The following is a 21,735-nucleotide window of genomic DNA, read 5'->3' on the forward strand; positions in this document are numbered from 1 at the left end:
GTATCAAAGTCCAACCGCAATATCATGACCACCAGGTTTACTGCCAGTAAACAGTTAGTGCTGTTTGTTACTCTTTTTTTTGCCTGTGCCGTATCTGCACAACAAAAGCCTAATATCATCATCATTTATGCCGATGATGTAGGCTATGGCGATCTGAGTTGTTATGGAATGACGAGGATCCAAACGCCTCATATTGATCGGCTGGCTGCGCAAGGATTGAGATTCACCAATGCCCACAGCACTTCGGCTACCTGCACACCTTCACGTTATGGCATCCTTACCGGTAAATATCCCTGGCGACAAAAAGGAACCGGCATAGCGCCCGGCGATGCCTCGCTGATTATTCCCATGAATAAAGGAACCATGCCGCTGACTTTGCAGCAGGCAGGCTATCAAACGGCGGCCATTGGCAAATGGCACCTGGGACTTGGCACCAATGGTACGATCGATTGGAATGGCGATATCAAACCGGGCCCCAATGAAGTAGGCTTTACTTATTCATTCATCATGCCCGCCACACTCGACAGGGTACCTTGTGTATATGTAGAAAACCATCGCGTGGTGAACCTCGACCCCAGCGATCCGATAGCAGTGAATTATCAACACAAGATCGGCAACGACCCTACTGGCAAGGAAAATCCCGAAATGCTTCGCATTAAGCCCGATCCACAGCAAGGGCATAACCAGACCATCATCGACAGCATCAGCAGGATTGGATGGATGAGCGGCGGTCACAGTGCACGCTGGAAAGATGAAGACATCGCCGGAACGATCACACAAAAGGCGATACAGTTCATCGGCAAAAACAAACAACAGCCTTTCTTTCTATATTTTGCAACAGGCGATATTCATGTGCCGCGTTATCCGCACAGTATGTTCAGGGGTAAGAGTGGTATGGGATTGCGGGGAGATGCGATTTTGCAATTGGATTATACGGTTGGACAAATTGTGCATGCACTGGACAGCCTGCACCTGACCAACAATACCATGATCATTTTCAGCAGTGATAACGGACCGGTGGTGAATGATGGTTACCTTGATGGGTCGGTAGAGCATTTGGGCGATCATCACCCCGGCGGTGCATTGCGCGGAGGCAAATACAGCATATTTGAAGCAGGCACAAGGGTGCCATTGATTGTGAAATGGCCCGGGGAGGTGAAAGCAGGTAAAACAACGAATGCATTGTTCAGTCAGGTTGACCTTTATGCTTCATTGGCAAAGCTGGCCGGCTACGCATTGAATAATGGCGATGGTCCCGATAGTTTTGAACGGCTGCGTGTTTTGTTGGGTAAGCATGATGAAGACAGGGCCTTTCTCATAGAAGATGCGCGCGGTTTATCCGTTACCAAAGGACAATGGAAATACATTGTACCCAATAACGGAGCGGCTTACGACAAAGCGGTGAATATAGAATTGGGCAATTTACCCAAGCCGCAATTGTACAATATGCAAACAGATATTCGTGAACAGTACAATGTAGCAGAACAGCACCCGGAGATCGTAAAAGAATTGGCTGCTTTATTAGATAAAGTAAAAGCTGATAACTAATAAAACATCGGATGATGCATTTTGCAGTAAGAACAATTGCTACCACCACACTGCTGTTGCTGACAGGAGCATTGCATGCACAACGGGCAGCTATTACGGTTGTATTTGATACGGCTGCTAAAGTTTTTACAGAAAGCCTCCCATTGGGTAATGGCAGAATGGGCGCTATGATGTATGGCAGTACTGGCAAAGAAAGGATCGCGCTCAATGAGATCTCTTTATGGTCTGGCGGAGAGCAGGATGCAGACAGCCGGGAAGCCTATCAATACCTGAAACCCATACAAGATTTGCTGCTCGCCGGAAAAAACAGGGAAGCACAGGCATTGCTGCAAAAACATTTTATTGCGAAAGGAGAAGGTTCGGGTTTTGGAAGTGGAGCCCATGTGAAATATGGATGTTACCAGGCACTCGGCGATCTTTTTATTGAATGGAAAGACAGTGCAATGCCTGTTACTGAATATACAAGGCAATTGGATCTTGAAAATGCCAAAGCAGTTACCCGTTTCAAGCGTAATGGACAGCAAATAAAAGAAGAATTATTTGCAGATTTTGTGAATGATATCATTTGGATAAAGTTGAGCAGTTCCGGCAAAGCCGGCATCGATGCCAGGTTATCACTTTACCGGAAAGAACATGCAACCGTAACAGCGAATGCAAATCAGCTGATCATGCAGGGACAATTGCCATCGGGTAAAGAGAAAGGTATGCGCTTTGCATCGGTAGTACAACCTGTTATTAAGGATGGTAAAATAACGGCAGAAGGAAATGTATTGCACATAGAAGGCGCTTCAGAATGCTGGATCAAAATAGCAGCGGCTACGAATTTTAACTGGAATACTTCCCAACTCATCGCACCGGATCCACTTGCACAATGCTTACATTATTTATCGGCAACAAAGGCCATGCAATATGCTGTTGCAGAAAGCAAAAGCGCTGCTGCCTATCAAAAATATTTCAACCGATGCCGTTGGCAGATGCCTGCCAATGATGCAGTATCGGGTCTGACTACCATCCAGCGGCTGATCCGTTATAATAAAGGTGAACAGGACTTAGCATTGCCGGTGTTGTATTTCAATTTCGGAAGGTACTTGCTGATCTCGTCATCCCGCCCTGGCCTGCTGCCCGCGAACCTGCAGGGATTGTGGGCTACAGAATACCAAACACCCTGGAATGGCGATTATCATTTGAACATCAACATCCAAATGAATTATTGGCTCGCAGAGACTACCAACCTCAGCAGCTTGGCAGAACCATTGCACCGTTTTACCAAAGACCTGGTGATACCTGGTGAGAAAACGGCGAAGGCTTATTACAATGCAAAGGGATGGGTAGCGCATGTGATCAGTAATCCATGGCATTATACTTCTCCGGGCGAAGGTGCTGAATGGGGCTCTACGCTTACAGGAGGCGCCTGGCTTTGCGAGCATATCTGGGAACATTACCGGTTTACCAAAGACACTGCTTTTTTGAGAACGTATTTTCCCGTACTCAAGGGCGCTGCGCAATTCCTGCAATCTGTACTGATACGCGAACCCAAACATGGCTGGCTGGTTACAGCGCCTTCCAATTCTCCCGAGAATACTTATATCACGCCCGATGGTTTTCATGGCCAGACTGCCATGGGACCTGCCATCGATATGCAGATATGCCGCGAATTATTCAATGCCTGTATTCATGCATCGGCTATTCTGAATACCAACAGCGATTGGAGTAAGGAGTTGCAACAATTGCTTCCGCAACTCGCGCCTGACCAGGTAGGTGCAGCGGGCGATCTGAATGAATGGCTTGATGACTGGAAAGATGCGGAACCCCAGCACAGGCACGTATCTCACCTGTATGGCCTGCACCCTTATGATGAGATCAGCATTGTACGAACACCTGAGCTGGCAAAAGCTGCGAGGAAAACCCTGGCCGACAGGGGCGATGGGGGTACGGGATGGTCCAAAGCCTGGAAGATCAATTTCTGGGCAAGACTGGGTGATGGCGATCATGCACTGATCTTATTGAACCAGTTGCTCAAGCCGGTAACACGTATGGGCATTGTAATGTCTGGCGGCGGCGGTACTTATGCGAATTTATTCTGCGGCCATCCGCCTTTCCAAATCGATGGTAATTTTGGGGGAACGGCTGGTATTGCAGAAATGCTTATCCAGTCGCAGGAGCATTATATACAGCTGCTGCCTGCCCTGCCTGCTGCATGGAGTGGCAGCGGTTCTGTAAAAGGGCTTTGTGCAAGAGGTGGATTTGTGGTAGACATGGAATGGAAAGAAGGCAGAGTAACCGGTTGTAAAATAGTCTCGCATGCCGGTGGTGAATGTAAGATCATGGTGAATCAAAAATTAATCAGCTTCCCAACAATAAAAGGTCAGTCTAAAAAAATCAGTTTATGATCAGATCCATACTGGTGTTGAGCAGTTTGTTATGCTGCTTGACGTTGACGGCGCAGCAAAATAAAAAAGCGCCCAACATACTCATCATCTTCTCCGATGACCATGCTTACCAGGCCATCAGTGCTTATGGAAGTAAGTTGATGCAAACGCCCAATATCGATCGCATCGCCAGGGAAGGCGCCATTTTTCAGAATGCCTGTGTTACCAACTCGCTCTGTGCGCCGAGCAGGGCTACATTGCTTACCGGCAAATACAGCCATATCAATGGATTGAAAGTGAATAATATTTCCAACCCCTTTGATATCCGGCAGGAAGTGTTCTCCCGCCTGCTCAAACAAAAAAATTACCAGACCAGCTGGATCGGCAAGTGGCATTTGCAAACATTGCCGGGAGATGCATTTGATTACTGGCAGGTGCCGCCGGACCAGGGACAATATTATAACCCTGACTTTATTGGTCCGAAGAACGACACCGTTCGCCTCAAAGGTTATATCACCGATGTGATCACCCAGCTGAGTTTCGATTGGCTCGATCACAGGGATACATCCAAACCTTTTTGTATGGTGATAGGAGAAAAAGCTACGCACCGGAGTTGGTTACCTGATATACAAGACCTGGGCGCTTTTGATGATAAACAATTCCCATTGCCCGCTAACTTTTACGATGATTACAAAGGCCGTCTTGCAGCAAAGAACCAGGACATGACGGTTGATAAAACCATGCTGCTCGATTACGATCTGAAAGTGCATGCCAACTATAGCGAAAGAGGCATGTATGGCCGCATGACACCGGAACAAAGAAATGCTTTCAAAGCTTATTACGATAAAGTGAGTAAGGATTTTGACGAACGCCAGTACAAAGGAAAAGCGCTTGTAGAATGGAAGTACCAGCACTACATGAGAGATTACCTGTCCACCGCCCGGTCGCTGGATCGCAACATTGGTAAAATACTGGACTACCTGGATAAGAACGGACTCACACAAAACACGGTGGTGATCTATGCTTCTGACCAGGGTTTTTACCTGGGAGAACATGGTTGGTTTGATAAACGGTTCATGTATGAAGAGTCTATGAAAACACCGTTGGTGATGCGTTATCCCGGTGTTATCAAACCGGGAACCTCGGTGAATGATATGATCGTGAACATCGACTTCGCACCTACCATATTGAATATTGCCGGGGTAACGGCACCTGCTTCTATACAAGGAAATTCTTTCCTGCCCTTGTTGCAAACCGGCAATTCGAAAGACTGGCGCAAAGCAGCTTACTATCATTATTATGAATATCCCGAGCCGCATCGTGTATCGCCTCATTTTGGTATCCGCACCCTTCAGTATAAACTGATCCGTTTTTACGGACCTGCAGATGCATGGGAACTCTATGATCTGAAGAAAGACCCTGCCGAAATGAAGAACCTTTATACAGAAAAAAAGAACAGCCGGCTGGTTGCTTCATTAAAACAACAACTAAAGGATCTGATCAACCAATACCATGATGATGAAGCAATGAAAATTTTTGAGCAGGAGGTTAAGGACTAATGAAATATCAGTTCAAAACATATTTCTTTATTGCAACGCTGTTGCTCGGCTCCTGTAAGAACCATCAACAAGAGCAGGCAGCGAACGCAGGTAAAAAAGACAGCATGCTTTCCTGCGAAAAAAATCTGCCGCAACGTTTTGCAGTAAAGAAGACAGACAGTATCACTATTACCGAAGGAAAAATTTCGCATGAAGGCATGGTGTGGATTGCCGGAGGTACATTCGCAATGGGCGCATCGGATGATGAAGGAAGACCCGATGAATACCCGCAGCACCAGGTTAAGCTGGATGGTTTCTGGATGGATGCGAATGAAGTGACCAATGCCGATTTTAAAAAATTCGTGAAGGCTACCGGTTATATCACTACAGCAGAAAAAGCGCCGGACTGGGAAGAGATGAAAAAACAATTACCTCCTGGTACGCCAAAGCCCGATGAAAGCCAATTGGTAGCTGCCTCGCTGGTGTTTACACAGCCGGATCATCCCGTTCCTTTAACAGATGTATCGCAATGGTGGAGCTGGGTAAAAGGCGCTAACTGGAAACATCCTGAAGGCTCCAACAGCAATATCAATGGCAAGGACCATTACCCGGTGGTACATATTTCGTGGGATGATGCCGTAGCCTATTGCAAATGGGCCGGTAAACGTTTGCCCACCGAAGCGGAATGGGAATATGCAGCGAGGGGTGGACTGGCCAATGCCAAATATCCCTGGGGCAATGAAGCCATTGAATCGGGTAAACCCAAAGCCAATACCTGGCAAGGTGTTTTTCCTGTGAAGAATACCGATTGGGATCATTTCGACAGGCTGGCGCCCGTGCGGTCTTTCGCTCCCAACGGATATGGCTTGTACGATATGGCCGGTAATGTTTGGGAATGGACGGCAGACTGGTATCGTCCTGATTATTATCAATCATTGAAGAATAAAGTAACGGCTAATCCAACAGGCCCTTCGTCCAGCTATGATCCTATGGAACCTACTGTTCCCAAGAAAGTGGTGCGCGGCGGATCGTTCATGTGCAACGCTTCTTATTGTAAAGGGTACAGGGTAACATCGCGAATGAAAACTTCTACCGATACGGGACTGGAGCATACAGGCTTCCGTTGTGTAGCATCAAAATAGTCTTTCGATCATCTTAAATACGTCATGAAAAAACAATTGCTCTTAGGATCGGCTCTCTTGCTTTTATTGCAGGCGGGAGCGCAACAACTTCCCACTGAATTACAGACGCCCGATATCGTTTCGGAGAACCGACTGCCCATGCGCGCCAGCGCTTTCGCTTTCGAAAGCAGGGAGCTGGCAGCAAAAAAACAAAAGGAACAATCGGGCTATTTTATTTCAATGAATGGTGATTGGAAATTCAATTGGGTGCAGGATCCGCGGAAGCGACCGGCAGATTTTTATAAAACAGATTTTGACGATGCCGGCTGGAAAAATTTTAAAGTGCCCGCCAACTGGGAACTGAATGGATACGGATTGCCGATCTATGTAAACCAACCTTATGAGTTTGCAGGGAGCACTAAAACAGGCGCTAAACTCGATCCGCCTTATGATATACCGGAAGACAACAACCCGGTGGGCTCTTATCGCAAGAAGGTAAACATTCCCGATGCATGGAATGACCGCCAGGTATTCATTAATCTGGGTGCGGTGAAGTCTGCTTTTTTTATCTGGGTAAATGGAAGAAAAGTAGGTTATAGCGAGGATAGCAAACTGGCTGCAGAATTCGATATCACTAAGTATGTGCATCCGGGAGAGAACCTGGTGGCATTGCAAGTATACCGCTGGAGTGATGGCTCTTACCTCGAATGCCAGGATATGTGGCGTATTTCAGGCATTGAAAGGGAAGTCTATCTCTATTCAACACCTAAATTGGATCTGCGCGATTTCAAAATAGCGGCAGGATTGGATAATACTTATACGAAGGGCTTGCTGAATGTTGATATCACAGTAGAAAACTACAGGATAGACCAACACACGCTACACAGCAAACCTGATAGTTTCTTCGTGAGCATGGAACTGACCGATGCCGGTGGAAACAGCATTGCAAAAGAAGAGAGTGGCTTGCTACAGTCGCTGGGTAATTACCATGCAAAACTTTCTTTCCGCAAAGAATTGCCCGGTGTGCATACCTGGTCGGCCGAGATACCTTATCTCTATACTTTGTACCTCACCTTGAAAGACAAGAATGGGAATGTACTGGAAGTGGTTCCACAAAGAGTAGGTTTCCGCTCCATCGAAATAAAAGGGAGCGATTTCCTGGTGAATGGCAAACGTGTATTCCTCAAAGGCGTGAACAGGCATGAGCACAATCCCACACAAGGTCATACGCTTACAAAAGAAGATATGCGGAAAGACATGGAGATGATGAAGAAGCTGAACGTGAATGCAGTCCGCCATTCGCATTATCCTCCCGATCCTTACTGGATGGATCTTTGTGATGAATACGGATTCTATGTGGTAGACGAAGCCAACATTGAATCACATGGCCGCTATTATAGTTTGGAAACCACTTTTGCCAACGATCGCTTGTGGCGCGTACCGCACCTGGCAAGGATCACGCGCATGTATGAAAGAGATAAAAACCATCCGTCGGTAGTTACCTGGTCGCTCGGAAATGAAGCAGGCAATGGCGCCAATTTTTACGAAGCGTATGAATGGTTGAAGCAACAGGATACCCGGCCGGTACAATACGAGCGGGCGGAATTCGATTTCAACACTGATATGATCGTGCCGCAATATCCGTCGCCTGACTGGTTGGCCGGTTATTCGAAAAGTAAAAATACCAGGCCGCTCATCATGAGTGAATACGCACACATCATGGGGAATAGCCTGGGCAATTTCAAAGAGTACTGGGATGTGATTGAGACCCATCCCAAATTACAGGGCGGCTTTATTTGGGAATGGATCGACCAGTCTATCGATACCGTGAAAAACGGGAAACGCATCAAAGCCTATGGTGGCGACTTTCCTTTGGAAGGACCGGTAAATGAGAACTTCAGCGATAATGATTTCTGTATCAAAGGAGTGGTAACAGCTTATCGACAGATGACACCGATGGCTGTGGAGATACGTAAAGTGTACCAGTACATCAAAACGACTTACGAAGGCAATAGCCGTATTACGATTAATAACAGTTATTTCTTCCGCAATCTCAACAATGTGGAATTGATATGGGAATTGATGGAAGATGGTAAGCTGATTGAAAAAGGAACAGTGGCTACACTCTCCATTGCTCCACGTGAAAGTGCTACGATCAATTTACCCATACAGGTAAAACAAAAAGAAGGAAAAGAATATTTTCTCAACCTGCATTACCGGTTAAAAGAAGCGGAGCCGTTCCTGGAAAAGGGATACGAAACAGCGTACGAGCAATTTGCACTGGGCAAAGCGCTCCTGCCAATGACTGTTACCGGCAAAGGCAATGTTACCGGAGCCAAATCGGGTAATACCATTACGGTAAGCGGTAAAGACTTCAACATACAATTCGATGCAGCCAGCGGAACCATGCAGCAATACAGTGTGCAAAAACAGGAATTGCTGCAACAAGGCCCGCAGCCTGCATTCTGGCGCGCACCTACCGATAACGATATAGGAGCCGGCTTTAACCACAACCTGCGTATGTGGCGTGATGCATACAATGAAGGAAAAATGTTAGCAGTTACTAATAATGCCAACGCAGATGGCTCTTATGAAGTGAAGTTCAAAAAAGAATTATTGAATGGCGATGCGATACAGGAGCAAACATTTACTGTGTATGCAGATGGAAAAATAAAAGTCAGCAATCATTTTACTGCAGTAAAAGGAAAATATCCACTCCTGATGAGAATAGGTAATGACCTGCAATTGAACAAACAATACCGTAACATGGAATGGTATGGCCGAGGACCGGGTGAAAGTTATTGGGACAGGAAATCTGCTTCGTTGGTGGGCATTTACAAGCAAACAGTCAATGAACAATATTTCCCTTATGCAAGGCCGCAGGAAAGCGGAAATAAATCAGACTTGCGTTGGGTGAACTTCACCAACGATAAAGGAAAAGGATTGCGCATTACAGCCAGTGACAGTTTATTGAATATGGCTGCATTGCCCTACAGCATGAACGACCTGGATCCCGGTGTAGATAAGAAACAATACCATTCAGGAGAGCTGACAGAACGCAATGAAATATACCTGCATATTGACTTGCAACAAACAGGTGTGCAAGGAATGGATAGCTGGGGTGCATGGCCGTTGAAAGAATACAGGCTGCCTTTTGCAAATTATGAATACAGTTACTGGATCAGCCCAATCAGGTAAGGTTAAAATTTAAAAATCAAAAAATGAGAAAGCGATATTGGTTGATTATTGTTGTTATGTGTGTGGCAGGACTTTCCGCTTTCCAGGCAACCGGCGATACAACGCTTACAGTTCCTGTGGGTGGTAATTCCTGGGTTACTGTGCGTGCAGGAACTGCATCGGAGAAAGTAACCAATGAAGGATGGAAAGAATGGCGGAATGCAAAAGCCGTGTTCAGCGCTTATGTGAAACTGGCCAAGCCGGGAACATTGAAAATAACAGTTCCTGTTGTAGTAGAGAAGGGGCAATCGGAACTACAGTGTACCATTAATGGTGTTGCGAAAAAAGTCAGGGTAAATGGCGCTACCCCAAAAGAATACGAGTTCGGTGAATGGACTGTTCCGGCTGGCTATGTTAAAATAGACATAGTGGGACTTAAAAAAACAGGAGCTGAATTTGCAACGATCAGCGAGTTGCACCTCAGTGGTACATCGGTTGATGCCGAAGCAAAGTATGTAAAAGACAACCAGGGCAATTATTTTTATTGGGGAAGAAGAGGCCCTTCGGTGCATATCAATTATGATCTTTCCGGAACCGGCAACGAAATAGAATGGTTCTATAATGAAATCAAAGTGCCCATAGGAAGCGATCCTGTTGGTTCTTATTTTATGGCTGATGGATTTGCCGAAGGCTATTTTGGGATACAGGTAAATTCAACAACAGAAAGACGTGTATTATTTTCTGTGTGGAGTCCGTTCAAAACCGATGACCCCAGGTCCATACCCGAAGATCAAAAGATCAGGTTATTGAAAAAAGGAGAACAGGTACACGCAGGAGAATTTGGCAACGAAGGCGCTGGGGGACAGAGTTACCTGAAATACAATTGGCAAGCCGGTCAAACTTATCGTTTCCTGTTGCATGCAGAGCCGGTTGCCAATGAGTATACCAACTATACCGCTTATTTCTATGCACCGGAGGAGCATAAGTGGTTATTGATTGCCAGCTTTAGTCGTCCGCATACCCATACTTGTTTAACGCGTTTGCATTCTTTCCTGGAAAATTTCGATCCCTCTATGGGGAATGTTACACGTAAAGCTTTTTACCAAAATCAATGGGTAAAACCCAAGAGCGGTGATTGGTTACCTCTTACCAAAATGGTGTTCACCGGCGATGCCACCGCGCAAAAAGGGTATCGCATAGATTATAGCGGTGGAGAAGAAAATGGCGCTTTCTTCCTGCGTAACGGCGGATTTTTCAGTAACAATACGGTGTTGCGATCTGTGTTCGCGCATGCGCCGGGTAAAGAGAAGCCAACGATCGACTTTGGTGCCTTGCAATAAGGAAAAGTCTTCCGGTAAGGAGCCCTGGTCAGTGCAGCATGCTGGCCAGGGCTCCTTGATTTTAATGAAATTCAAGATAATTTATCAATTATTTATTAGAATAATTACTTGCCAAAACAAATTTGGCTTGATATTGGTGGCATATTTCTGCCCATACTAATACTTAAAGAACACTTGCTATTGCATCAACTCTACTTACTCTGAATTGAGTGCCCTTTCCCCTGTCTACCTGACTATTAAAATAAAGTATTAGATGAAAGTATTAACTGTTAACTTCCCCAGTGTGCTGGAAACTACCTTCGGCAATACCGAAAATTCTGCTAAAGACTTGCTGAACGGATTAAAAATCAAAAAAGAAGATACCTGGTACATGGTGGGCAACCTGGCAAAAAGAGCCGGTGTCAATCCCAACCATGTTACCAATGCTTCACCACAACTGGAAGATTATGAAGTATTGTTTAAATCGGCGCTTATTACCGTAGCCGCACAAGTAGAACAACCCGTTGCTGTTACAATGGGTTTTCCGTTTTCTACGTACAGTGTTTACAAGTCAACCGCTGAACAATTCCTCAGTAAAAGGCATTTCATGGCTGAATATGATACCCAAACCTATAACGTGAATGGAAGTGTCAAACGAACTACATTCGATGTTGATAATTTTGATGTCATACCGGAAATTGTAGGATGCATCATCGGATTGAAAAAAATACTCGGCAACAAACCTCCTACCAATTTCATTGCCATCAGCCTGGGCTTTGGAACCATTGAAGGGGGAATGGCAACGGAGAACGGATTGGTACATCGCACCTGCTTCAGCTCTTATGGATTACAATATGCCATCGATAACCTGCACCAGGAACTAAGCAAACGCTATTACCTCAAAATGAAAAACGTGCATCAGTTGGATGATGCGTTTCGTAAGGGGTCTATTTTCATCAACCGTGAAAATGTAGATATCAAGGGTTTGCGCAAAAGTATACTCAACCAGTATTTCAGGGAAGTGATCTATTTGCTGCTGAACAAGTATTTCAACGACCAGGATTTTGAAATCTGTGAAAAAATTTACCTCATGGGTGGTGGCGCTTATTACCCGGAGCTGGTTGAAGCGTTTAAAAATGAATTCAATGGAAGTATCCAGGTGGAAGTGGCGCCAGAACCTGAAAAATTGGCCAGCATTGGGTACCTGTATAATTCATTCCGTATATCCGATGGCAAGCAGCAGCGAAGTGTGGGCATCGACATTGGGAATTCAAGCACTACGGTATCGGTATTCCAGGATAAAGACCTGACGCCAGCTACTCCCACACCCACTCCCCACAAGCAATGAGCCTGTTAAGTCTGAAAAATATTTTACAAAGTGCACATACCGCTGGCTTTTTTCTTTCCAGGGGAGTGATCGTACACGGAAACATCAACGCTGCCACAGCAGGAAGGATCGATGGCACGGTGATGGGTGATATCGTTGCAGAGGATAAGTTGGTAATTGGCGAAACCGGAGTGATCAATGGGAATATAGATGCGTCTGACCTGCTGGTATTCGGAACAGTGGAAGGAGATATTTCCAGCAGTAAGAAGGCCGTCATTGCCAATACTGCGCGTATCAGGGGTAAACTCAACTGCCCTGTACTGGATATTGAAGAAGGCGCCCAGGTAGAAGCAGCCCGGATACAACATAAAAAAACACGTTCAAAAAGCAGCGCGCCTTTAAAGTCCGAGCCGGTAACAGGCGTTCAGAAAGGAGTGCCGCAGGAAGAAGACAGTATTGAGTCGTGGTTTTAATACAACAGGTTCTGCAACTTGCCGATATCGGTAATGATGATCTTGCTTTCTTTGATCTGTATCAGTTTTTCTGCTTTAAAATCGCTAAGGGTACGAATGAGTGATTCCGTTGCAGTACCAATGTAATGAGCAATATCGTCCCGGGATATTTCAATTGGGTTCGAACCCCCATTGCTGTTGTATTTACTATGAATATCTACCAGGGCTTTTGCTACACGTTTTCTGAGAGAACTGTAAGCCAGGCTGATAAGCCTTTCTTCTTTCTCTTTAATGTTTTGTGTAATGATGTGTATGAATTTGGCGGCTACCTGGATGTCTTTATAGATCATCTGCAAAAAGTCTTCCCTGGGGATCTGCATGATCTCCGCTTCCTCCAGTATCAGGGTACTGTCTGCATAATTCGAATCGTTGATCAATGCATGGTATCCGATGAAATCGCCATCGCTGAGAATATCGGTAATATATTCTTTGCCGTCTTCATGTATTTTAAAAGCTTTCACCTTGCCCCTTACGAGGTAATAGAGATAGCGGGGGCGCTTGCCCTCATGATATAAAGGTTGTTTTTTGCTGTATGTTTCGATGCTGTATTGCTCTGCCAGCTGACCAAAACTCCCTGTATCTTTTACATCTTTCAGGAACTGGCTGATGCCGGATGGCGACATAGCGTAATGATGTCCCAGGAACTGTATTTTTTTCAGCCTCACTTCAATAGCATTGAGCAGTTCAATGTCTTCAAAAGGCTTCGTGATATAATCATCAGCCCCCATCTCCATACCTTTCCTAAGATCAGCACGTTCTGTTTTGGCTGTAAGAAAAATAAAGGGGGTGAATTGCGTCTCGGGGTTTTTGCGGAGCAGGTGCAGTACTCCATATCCATCGAGCTCGGGCATCATAATATCGCAAACGATCAGGTCTGGCTTTTCCCTGATGGCTACCTCTACACCCTTCTTACCGTTTTCGGCAGTAAATGTTTTGTAACCGGACATTTCCAGGATTTCCGCAGTATTGTCGCGTATGTCTGTATTATCGTCGATGACTAAGATGGTTTTCATGAAGCAGGATGATTTACAGGAATGGATATGGTTACACGTGTTCCTTTTTGGAGTTCGCTTTCCAATTTTGTTTGACCTTGCAGCAGATCGGTATAGCGTTTCACAATATGCAGCCCCATCCCGGTACCGGCAATATTGTTGGCATTGGCTCCCCGGAAGAAACTGGAGAATAAATGCACCTGGTCTTCAGGTGCAATACCGATACCATGATCAGTTACACTAATGGAGGCAATTTCATCGTTAACGGAGGTCTGTATGCTGATACCACTGTCTTCATCGGAAAACTTAATGGCATTGGTAATGAGGTTAATGATAATATTCCGCAATAATTTTTTATCAGAATGAATGAAATGCTCTCCGGTATAATCTACCCGGATATGCTGCCCTTTTTTCAGCAGACCCTTCATATCTTCCGTGGTGTCATCGATGAATGATTTGAGATCAAATCCTGAGATGGATATTGCTACTTTTCCTTCATCCAACTTTCCGAGGGATAAAAAATCTTCCAGTATATCATTCAGGTGACGTACCGAGCTTTTGATCTTATCGATATGCCTGCTCCGTTTTTCCTGCTCTTCGGTAGTGGTATATTTAGCTAATAGCGAAGCGGAAGATAAAACGGTGCTGAGAGGCGTTCTGAATTCATGCGAAGCCATAGAAACAAAACGGCTCTTGATCTCACTCAATTGTTTTTCTTTATCAAGCGCTTCGCTCAGCTCTCTTTGCGACTGTTCCAGTTTTTGAAGCGCTTCTTTAAGGATAACCGTTCGTTCTTCTACCTTCACTTCCAGCTCGGCGTTCAGCTTCCTGATCTCGGTAGATACTTTTTGCAGTTCTTTTTGCTGCTCCAGCATATTCCGTTCAATCTCTTTCCGGCGTGTAATGTCTACGATAAAGGCGATCACGAACAGTTCGTCGTCTTTTTTATAATGACTCAGGCTCACTTCAACGGGAATATTTGAGCCGTCTTTTTTCTTGCCAAACAGATCCCGCCCCTGGCCCATCACACGGTTGGAAGGGGTTTTGTAAAACCCATCTCTCAAATGGTGATGGTGTGCCTTGAATTGCGCGGGGATCAATATTTCAATGGGCTGACCAATGATTTCTCTATTCTGGTAGCCAAACATACGCTCTGCTGCAGGGTTTACCAATACGATATTGCCATGATGGCCCGTAAGGATGATGCCTTCGGTGGCATTCTCGAATAAAGACGTCATATGAGCCTGGTCCAGCATAGCGCAAATAGTAGGAATAAATCTGTTTGTAAATATAATAAAGTGATTGTAATCTGCATCAGGCCAGCAGCGCCTGTTCCACCTCAACAACCCTGGGTAGTAATATGGTATGCTCCAATTGCAGGTATTGCGTGAGTTCATGATCCAATTCCCGCAATTTTGAAAAGCTAACGCGGTGTGTTGTACAGGCATTACCAGGTAAATAATAATCGTTTGTAATAGAACGCAGCTCATCCAGCCATTTTATCACTTCGCTGTATTCCTGCTGCATGGTTTCCTGCCATGGTTTGCGCAATGTTTTCACCAGCAGACCTGCATACGACTCATTGCGCAGGTAGGCATTGGTAACCTGTTTGATATAAGGAAAGAAAGATTCTTCTTCGTTGTTCATGCGTTTGTTGATGGCCAATGACAGCTTGTGAAGAATCTCCGGCGTTTTTTCTAACTCGGGAAATTTTTTGAGATGCCCTTCGAGGAAGCGATTGGTATAATTGACAGTTGTCTCCAGCGCTTTTTTAAAATACCGGTGATAAACATTTTGAATGAAATCGATCAGAAAGCCGGTGCCCCAGTCTTCAAACCTGCTCCCTTGCGGGAGTTGTATCAACCGGCAGGCTTCTTCCAGTTCAAGTAATATAACAGCGGTATCCAGTTGCTTGGATTCGCATACCATTTCCAGCGGCCATTTGCCTCCACAGCAGAATTCGATATCATATTTGAGAAATACATCGGCTGTGCGGTAATCTTTCTGCACAATTTCCGTAACAGGCATTTGCTTATTTATCAATGGCAACTGATCGTCTTTGCCAGAAATGTTGGATGGCGTCATGGAAACAAAAATAAAAATGCCTGTTTCCATCCTTCCTGATAAAGATCATTCACTTTTTTGAGATTGGTCATATATGAGGCACGGCAGGCAGGATACTTTTGATCAATAAAAGACAAAAGACTCTCTTAATAAACGTGCATTCACTAAAAAATAATACCATGCAAATCATTAGACCATTAACGATCTGTTTACTCTCCGGAACCCTACTGGCAGTGGCTTGTTCAGAAGGGGTTAAAAAAGACGAAAAACCGGTAGATGTTCAGGAAATGACAAAAAACCAACCTGAAACACATGGCGCCGAATTAAAAGAATCCGATGTAATTGTTTCAAACCCATTGAATGCAGAATGGGTAAGTGGCGGTAAAGGCATTTATGAAATGAAGTGCCAGTCCTGCCACCGCCTTACCGGTGAAAAACTGGTGGGACCAGGATGGAAAGATGTTACCAAACGCAGAAAGCCTGTTTGGATCATGAATATGATTACCAACGTAGACATGATGCTGGAGAAGGATCCCGATGCACAGAAACTGCTGGAACAGTGTATGGTGCGCATGCCCAACCAGAACCTGGTCAAAGAAGACGCCCGCAAAGTGCTGGAATTCATGCGGAACAACGACGGAGAAAAATAATCCTATAACGCAAATAACAGACAGATGAAATTCTTTTCTCACAAAACCCTGCTCGCAACACTGGTGCTGGCAGGTGCATCCTTGCAAATGTTGGGATGCAAACCCAAAGGCCCACAGGCTGCTATCAGCGGTGATGCTGCTTTGAAAACCTATGTTGCACCCGGTAAATACGATGAGTTTTACGATTTTGTTTCGGGAGGATTCAGCGGACAGATGTCGGTCTATGGTTTGCCATCCGGCCGGCTGCTCCGTGTGATCCCGGTTTTCTCTGTAGATCCGGAAAAAGGATATGGCTACAGTGAAGAAAGCAAAGCCATGCTGAACACATCCAACGGTTTTATTCCCTGGGACGACTTGCACCATATTGCATTATCAGAAACAGATGGCCTGCACGATGGAAGATGGGTATTTGCCAATGCCAACAATACGCCACGTATTGCAAGGGTTGACCTGAAAACTTTCCGCACTGTTGAAATCATTGAGATACCCAATAGTGCCGGCAACCACTCGTCACCATTCATTACGGAAAATTCAGAGTATGTAGTGGCAGGCACCCGTTTCAGTATACCTCTCGGAGATCATACCGATGTACCGATTAGTTCTTATAAACAAAATTTCAAAGGAACAGTTAGCTTCATCAACATAGATAAAAATTCAGGTGAAATGAACCTGGCTTTCCAGATCCTGACCCCTGGTGTCAACTTCGACCTGGCGCGTGCCGGCAAAGGGAAGTCACATGGCTGGGTATTCTTCAGTTGCTATAACTCAGAAAAAGCCAACACTTTGCTCGAAGTGAATGCATCCCAGAAGGATAAGGATTTTATTATGGCAGTGAACTGGAAAAAAGCAGAAGAATACCTGAAAGCCGGTAAAGGCGTTAAAAAAACAGTGAAATATACCCATAATCAATACGACGAGAAAAAACACTCAGCTACTTCAACTACTATGAATGAAGTATTGGTACTGGATCCAAAAGATTGTCCCGATATGGTTTATTTCATGCCCTGTCCCAAATCACCCCACGGGTGCGATACCGATCCTACCGGTGAATACATAGTAGGCAGTGGCAAGCTGGCGGCTACCATTCCGGTGTTTTCCTTCACCAAAATACAGAAAGCGATTGCCGATAAAAATTTCGATGGCACATATGACGATATCCCTGTGTTGAAGTACGATGCGGTCTTGCACGGAGAAGTGCAGAAACCAGGATTAGGCCCGCTGCATACAGAGTTCGACGATCAGGGCAATGCGTATACTTCTTTCTTTGTTTCATCAGAAATTGTGAAATGGAATATCAAAGACCTGAAAGTACTCGATCGTGTACCTACCTATTATTCTATCGGACACCTGAGTGTTCCAGGCGGACCTACCCGGAAACCCTGGGGTAAGTATGTGATCGCTTATAACAAGATCACGAAAGACCGTTACCTGCCTACCGGACCGGAATTGTCGCAAAGTGCACAGCTATATGATATCAGCGGTGATAAGATGAAATTGCTGCTTGATTTCCCTACCATAGGAGAGCCGCACTATGGAGAGGCCATCCCTGCGGAGCTGGTAATGAAGAACAGCCAGAAGATCTATAAGATAGAAGAAAATGCTCACCCGGCTGCAGCCAAAGGCGATAATTATACGAGGGTAGAACGCAAAGGCAATGAAGTGCATGTGTACATGACTGCTATCCGTTCGCACTTTACGCCTGATAATATAGAAGGGGTGAAACTGGGAGAAACCGTCTATTTCCATGTTACCAACCTGGAGCAGGACTGGGATATTCCGCATGGCTTTGCCATCAAGGGTGCCAACAATGCAGAGCTGCTGATCATGCCAGGCGAAACACAAACATTGAAATGGGTACCTGAAAAAGCGGGTGTGTTTCCCTTCTATTGCACAGACTTCTGTTCTGCGCTTCACCAGGAAATGCAAGGATACATTAGGGTAAGCGCTCCCGGATCGAATGTTCCCATCATATACGGAACCGGTACAATTAAAGCGGCGGCTGATTATAAAGCAACCGATGGAAAAACCAAATAAGCAAATCTTGTGCGGTCTCTTTATAATAAGAGACCGCATATTAACCTATCAATATGAACAATCAATTGAGTATTGTATCGCGGATACTGGTGGCATTTGCATCAGGAGCATTGATTGTTGTTTTCTTTCTTCCTGCATGGCGTATTGATCTTTTTGCGCCACAGTACCCGGAGGGACTGACCATGAATATATGGATCAACGGAATATCGGGTGATGTGGATGTGATCAACGGCCTCAATCATTATATAGGCATGAAACATATTACAGTTGCTATGTTTCCGGAATTCCGTTTCCTGCCTTATGTGGTGTTGTTTTTCATGTTACTGGGCGTAGCAGTAGCTATTACCGGCAAGCGAAAGGTCTTATTCCTGTATTTATTACTCACCCTCCTGGGTGGGTTACTGGCTATGTATGATTTTTACCAGTGGGGCTATGATTACGGGCATAACCTGGATCCCAAAGCGCCTATACAAGTGCCGGGACTTTCCTATCAGCCTCCATTGTTAGGACATAAGCGGTTGTTGAATTTCGATGCCTATTCCCTGCCCGGTGTGGGTGGATGGGTAGTGATCGCTGCCGGCTGTCTCTCTTTCGTGGTATGGTTCATGGAATGGTATCGCCATAGAAAAGTAAGCAGGCGGGCGGCGCCTGCTGTGGCTGTAGTTTGCATAATGCTGTTTTTGCTGAACGCATGTTCTCCTGCATCACCTGAACCCTTTCAGCCAGGAAAAGATTTTTGTACGTTCTGTAAAATGGGCATCAGCGATACCCGGTATGGAGGCGAGATCATCACTGGGAAAGGAAAGACATACAAATTCGATGACCTGAAATGTATGCTTTCCTATATGCGCATGAATGACCGGAAAGATAATGGACTGGTGCAATCCTGGGTCGTTGATTTTGATCAGCCGAATACTTTTCTCAAGGCCCAGGATGCCAGTTTTTTAAACGGTAACACATTGAAAAGTCCGATGGGTGGCAATACAGCCGGCTTTAAAACAAAAGCTGCGGCCCAGGCAAAAATAGTTGATACATCTTATGTTGTACTGGACTGGGAAGCTGTACAGGCTAAATTGAAATGAAGCAATGCGATTTTTATTCGTCATATCGTGGTTGATCTGTTCACATGTAACGCTGGCCCGCACCATTGTGGCGGGCGTTGGGCAACCTGTGAAAACATTGACAGCTGCTGTGCAACTGGCCAGGGACGGCGATACCATAAGGCTCCGCAATGGCGTATACAAAGAAGGCAGGATAGTGATTACCCGGCCGGTCACTGTTTTGGGTGAAGGCAATACCATACTGGATGGCGATCATAAACAGGAATTACTCGTTATCAGCGGGAGCCATGTTACTATTAAAAAACTGCAATTCCATCATGCGGGTTATTCGGCATTGAACGATTATGCTGCGGTAAAACTGATTGATGCCAGTTATGTATTACTGGAAGATAACCTGGTATATGATGCTTATTTCGCTTTTCATATTTCTAATGCAGCCTACTGCACTATCCGCAACAACAGGATCATAGGGATACCCAAGACGGAGCAACTGACCGGCAATGGCATTCATTTATGGAAGAGTAACCATGCATTGATAGAAGGCAACCAGGTAACCGGCTACCGCGATGGCATCTATTTTGAATTTGTAACGGAATCGGTTATCCGGAAGAACCTGAGTGAAAAAAATATCCGGTATGGCTTGCATTTCATGTTTTCCCATGGTGATCATTATATCGAAAATATTTTTCGTAACAACGGAGCCGGGGTTGCTGTGATGTATTCCAAACATGTGACCATGGAGCGTAACCACTTTGAAGCAAACTGGGGCGCTTCGTCATATGGACTTTTGCTGAAAGAGATCACAGATAGCCATATTGTTAGCAACTTATTCCTTAAGAACACAACGGGTATTTATATGGAGGGCGCGAGCAGGATAGAGATAGAGCGCAATATTTTCAGAAATAACGGCTGGGCGGTTAAAGTACAGGCGAGTTGCGACGATAACGTTTTTCATCACAACAATTTTTTTGGCAACAGTTTCGATTTGGCTACTAATGGCACCATGGTGCTGAACAAATTGCACAACAATTATTGGGATAAATATGAAGGCTATGATATCGATAAAAACGGGGTTGGCGACGTGCCCTATCACCCGGTAAGTATGTATTCCATGATTGTGGAGCAAACGCCCGGAACCATGATCCTTATGAGAAGCTTCATGGTAACCCTTCTCGATAAGGCGGAAAAGGCCATACCCAGCCTCACACCGGAGAACCTGGTAGACCGTCAGCCGATGATAAAGCCATTGAAAATATGATCAGAATAGAAAACCTGAAAAAGAAATTCAAGCGACTGCAAGTGTTGGATGATATCAATGCGCTCTTTACAGAGGGGCAGGTGGTATCCCTGATCGGACCTAACGGGTCGGGGAAAACAACACTTATCAAAACCTTGTTGGGCCTGGTAAGACCAGATGCCGGAAAAATATTCATCAACCGGCAACAGATTGGGAACGACCCAGCTTACCGGGAACACATCGGTTATATGCCACAGATAGGCCGTTATCCTGATAATATGAGGGTAGGGCAATTGTTTACTATGATGAAAGACATCCGGATGAAAACGGAGGCAGCGCTGGATACCGACCTGCTCGTGAAATTCAACCTGGCTTCTATTTTTGACAAGCCCATGCGCACGCTGAGTGGCGGCACCAGGCAGAAAGTGAGTGCAGCCCTGGCTTTTTATTTCAATCCCGATATCCTCATCCTGGATGAACCAACGGCCGGTCTCGACCCGCTTTCATCGGAAATATTGAAAGCTAAGATCATGGAGGAGAAACAAAAAAACAAACTCATCCTTATCACTTCACATATTCTCAGTGACCTCGATGATCTTACCACTCATGTTATGTATTTGCAGGAAGGGAAGATGATTTTTTTGAAAGGCATAGAACAGCTGCGAAAAGAAACTGGCGAAGAGAAATTAGGAAAAGCCATCGCCCGTATCATGAACGGAGAGAAAAAGAGCGCATTGTGGATTGACGAGGTGTTGATGCTGGAAACAAATAATCAATCAAATTAAT

16 protein-coding genes are annotated in these 21,735 nt (G+C 45.2%); 13 read left to right on the forward strand and 3 right to left on the reverse strand.

The genetic code is table 11. The features are described from left to right. Nucleotides 1–24: 24 nt before the first annotated feature. The 8 genes from BLU98_RS07185 to BLU98_RS07220 all read left to right on the forward strand — a co-directional run bounded on the left by BLU98_RS07185 (nucleotide 25) and on the right by BLU98_RS07220 (nucleotide 12,872). On the forward strand, nucleotides 25–1,548 hold the full coding sequence (locus BLU98_RS07185; RefSeq protein ID WP_092723360.1) for a sulfatase family protein: 1,524 nt from the start codon (nucleotides 25–27) through the stop codon (nucleotides 1,546–1,548). 11 nt (nucleotides 1,549–1,559) lie between these two features. Further along, the gene (locus tag BLU98_RS07190; RefSeq protein ID WP_257574787.1) at nucleotides 1,560–3,938 is read left to right on the forward strand and encodes a glycoside hydrolase family 95 protein; all 2,379 of its coding nucleotides are present in this window, start codon (nucleotides 1,560–1,562) and stop codon (nucleotides 3,936–3,938) included. After that, nucleotides 3,935–5,476, forward strand: a complete 1,542-nt coding sequence (locus tag BLU98_RS07195) for a sulfatase family protein (RefSeq protein ID WP_092723362.1) — start codon at nucleotides 3,935–3,937, stop codon at nucleotides 5,474–5,476. The genes BLU98_RS07190 and BLU98_RS07195 overlap by 4 nt, the downstream gene beginning before the upstream one ends. Beyond that, nucleotides 5,476–6,597, forward strand: a complete 1,122-nt coding sequence (locus BLU98_RS07200) for a formylglycine-generating enzyme family protein (protein WP_092723363.1) — start codon at nucleotides 5,476–5,478, stop codon at nucleotides 6,595–6,597. The genes BLU98_RS07195 and BLU98_RS07200 overlap by 1 nt, the downstream gene beginning before the upstream one ends. 24 nt (nucleotides 6,598–6,621) lie before the next feature. Then, nucleotides 6,622–9,774: a beta-galactosidase, LacZ type gene (gene lacZ, locus BLU98_RS07205; protein ID WP_092723364.1), complete on the forward strand. Its 3,153-nt coding sequence runs from the start codon at nucleotides 6,622–6,624 to the stop codon at nucleotides 9,772–9,774. A gap of 23 nt (nucleotides 9,775–9,797) precedes the next feature. Next, nucleotides 9,798–11,093 (forward strand): DUF3472 domain-containing protein, encoded by a 1,296-nt coding sequence (locus BLU98_RS07210; protein WP_092723365.1) that lies wholly within the window; start codon nucleotides 9,798–9,800, stop codon nucleotides 11,091–11,093. A gap of 253 nt (nucleotides 11,094–11,346) precedes the next feature. Further along, a complete protein-coding gene (locus tag BLU98_RS07215; RefSeq protein ID WP_092723366.1) occupies nucleotides 11,347–12,420 on the forward strand; it encodes a ParM/StbA family protein in 1,074 nt (357 codons plus the stop codon). Then, entirely contained in the window at nucleotides 12,417–12,872 is a 456-nt protein-coding gene (locus BLU98_RS07220) for a bactofilin family protein (protein ID WP_092723367.1), read from the forward strand. Before BLU98_RS07215 ends, BLU98_RS07220 begins: the two co-directional genes overlap by 4 nt. Here the strand turns inward: BLU98_RS07220 and BLU98_RS07225 are convergent. From BLU98_RS07225 to BLU98_RS07235, 3 genes are all read right to left on the reverse strand, one after another. Further along, the gene (locus BLU98_RS07225) at nucleotides 12,869–13,924 is read right to left on the reverse strand and encodes a response regulator (RefSeq protein WP_092723368.1); all 1,056 of its coding nucleotides are present in this window, start codon (nucleotides 13,922–13,924) and stop codon (nucleotides 12,869–12,871) included. The genes BLU98_RS07220 and BLU98_RS07225 overlap by 4 nt on opposite strands. Beyond that, on the reverse strand, nucleotides 13,921–15,141 hold the full coding sequence (locus BLU98_RS07230; protein ID WP_257574788.1) for a sensor histidine kinase: 1,221 nt from the start codon (nucleotides 15,139–15,141) through the stop codon (nucleotides 13,921–13,923). The genes BLU98_RS07225 and BLU98_RS07230 overlap by 4 nt, the downstream gene beginning before the upstream one ends. 76 nt (nucleotides 15,142–15,217) lie before the next feature. Beyond that, nucleotides 15,218–16,018 (reverse strand): DUF542 domain-containing protein, encoded by an 801-nt coding sequence (locus tag BLU98_RS07235; protein WP_092723370.1) that lies wholly within the window; start codon nucleotides 16,016–16,018, stop codon nucleotides 15,218–15,220. Nucleotides 16,019–16,146: 128 nt separating this feature from the next. Here BLU98_RS07235 and BLU98_RS07240 point away from each other — a divergent pair, with 128 nt between their 5' ends. From BLU98_RS07240 to BLU98_RS07260, 5 genes are read left to right on the forward strand one after another with little or no spacing between them, the layout of a single operon-like run. Next, nucleotides 16,147–16,617, forward strand: coding sequence for a c-type cytochrome (locus BLU98_RS07240; RefSeq protein WP_092723371.1), 471 nt, complete (start codon nucleotides 16,147–16,149; stop codon nucleotides 16,615–16,617). 24 nt (nucleotides 16,618–16,641) lie between these two features. Next, nucleotides 16,642–18,651, forward strand: coding sequence for a Sec-dependent nitrous-oxide reductase (nosZ, locus tag BLU98_RS07245; RefSeq protein ID WP_092723372.1), 2,010 nt, complete (start codon nucleotides 16,642–16,644; stop codon nucleotides 18,649–18,651). A 53-nt stretch (nucleotides 18,652–18,704) separates the two neighbouring features. Beyond that, on the forward strand, nucleotides 18,705–19,733 hold the full coding sequence (locus BLU98_RS07250; protein ID WP_092723373.1) for a nitrous oxide reductase accessory protein NosL: 1,029 nt from the start codon (nucleotides 18,705–18,707) through the stop codon (nucleotides 19,731–19,733). A 4-nt stretch (nucleotides 19,734–19,737) separates the two neighbouring features. Then, on the forward strand, nucleotides 19,738–20,970 hold the full coding sequence (locus BLU98_RS07255; RefSeq protein WP_092723374.1) for a nitrous oxide reductase family maturation protein NosD: 1,233 nt from the start codon (nucleotides 19,738–19,740) through the stop codon (nucleotides 20,968–20,970). Further along, nucleotides 20,967–21,734, forward strand: coding sequence for an ABC transporter ATP-binding protein (locus BLU98_RS07260; RefSeq protein ID WP_092723375.1), 768 nt, complete (start codon nucleotides 20,967–20,969; stop codon nucleotides 21,732–21,734). Before BLU98_RS07255 ends, BLU98_RS07260 begins: the two co-directional genes overlap by 4 nt. The last annotated feature ends 1 nt before the right edge of the window (nucleotide 21,735 follow it).

The organism is Hydrobacter penzbergensis (genome assembly GCF_900106985.1).
GTDB lineage: Bacteria > Bacteroidota > Bacteroidia > Chitinophagales > Chitinophagaceae > Sediminibacterium > Sediminibacterium magnilacihabitans.

Excerpts from the sequence above, each read along its gene's own strand:
- BLU98_RS07185 (WP_092723360.1), top strand. The coding sequence starts at position 25 with ATGACCACCAGGTTTACTGCCAGTAAACAGTTAGTGCTGTTTGTTACT.
- BLU98_RS07190 (WP_257574787.1), top strand. The coding sequence starts at position 1,560 with ATGATGCATTTTGCAGTAAGAACAATTGCTACCACCACACTGCTGTTG.
- BLU98_RS07195 (WP_092723362.1), top strand. The coding sequence starts at position 3,935 with ATGATCAGATCCATACTGGTGTTGAGCAGTTTGTTATGCTGCTTGACG.
- BLU98_RS07200 (WP_092723363.1), top strand. The coding sequence starts at position 5,476 with ATGAAATATCAGTTCAAAACATATTTCTTTATTGCAACGCTGTTGCTC.
- lacZ (WP_092723364.1), top strand. The coding sequence starts at position 6,622 with ATGAAAAAACAATTGCTCTTAGGATCGGCTCTCTTGCTTTTATTGCAG.
- BLU98_RS07210 (WP_092723365.1), top strand. The coding sequence starts at position 9,798 with ATGAGAAAGCGATATTGGTTGATTATTGTTGTTATGTGTGTGGCAGGA.
- BLU98_RS07215 (WP_092723366.1), top strand. The coding sequence starts at position 11,347 with ATGAAAGTATTAACTGTTAACTTCCCCAGTGTGCTGGAAACTACCTTC.
- BLU98_RS07220 (WP_092723367.1), top strand. The coding sequence starts at position 12,417 with ATGAGCCTGTTAAGTCTGAAAAATATTTTACAAAGTGCACATACCGCT.
- BLU98_RS07225 (WP_092723368.1), bottom strand. The coding sequence starts at position 13,924 with ATGAAAACCATCTTAGTCATCGACGATAATACAGACATACGCGACAAT.
- BLU98_RS07230 (WP_257574788.1), bottom strand. The coding sequence starts at position 15,141 with ATGACGTCTTTATTCGAGAATGCCACCGAAGGCATCATCCTTACGGGC.
- BLU98_RS07235 (WP_092723370.1), bottom strand. The coding sequence starts at position 16,018 with ATGGAAACAGGCATTTTTATTTTTGTTTCCATGACGCCATCCAACATT.
- BLU98_RS07240 (WP_092723371.1), top strand. The coding sequence starts at position 16,147 with ATGCAAATCATTAGACCATTAACGATCTGTTTACTCTCCGGAACCCTA.
- nosZ (WP_092723372.1), top strand. The coding sequence starts at position 16,642 with ATGAAATTCTTTTCTCACAAAACCCTGCTCGCAACACTGGTGCTGGCA.
- BLU98_RS07250 (WP_092723373.1), top strand. The coding sequence starts at position 18,705 with ATGAACAATCAATTGAGTATTGTATCGCGGATACTGGTGGCATTTGCA.
- BLU98_RS07255 (WP_092723374.1), top strand. The coding sequence starts at position 19,738 with ATGCGATTTTTATTCGTCATATCGTGGTTGATCTGTTCACATGTAACG.
- BLU98_RS07260 (WP_092723375.1), top strand. The coding sequence starts at position 20,967 with ATGATCAGAATAGAAAACCTGAAAAAGAAATTCAAGCGACTGCAAGTG.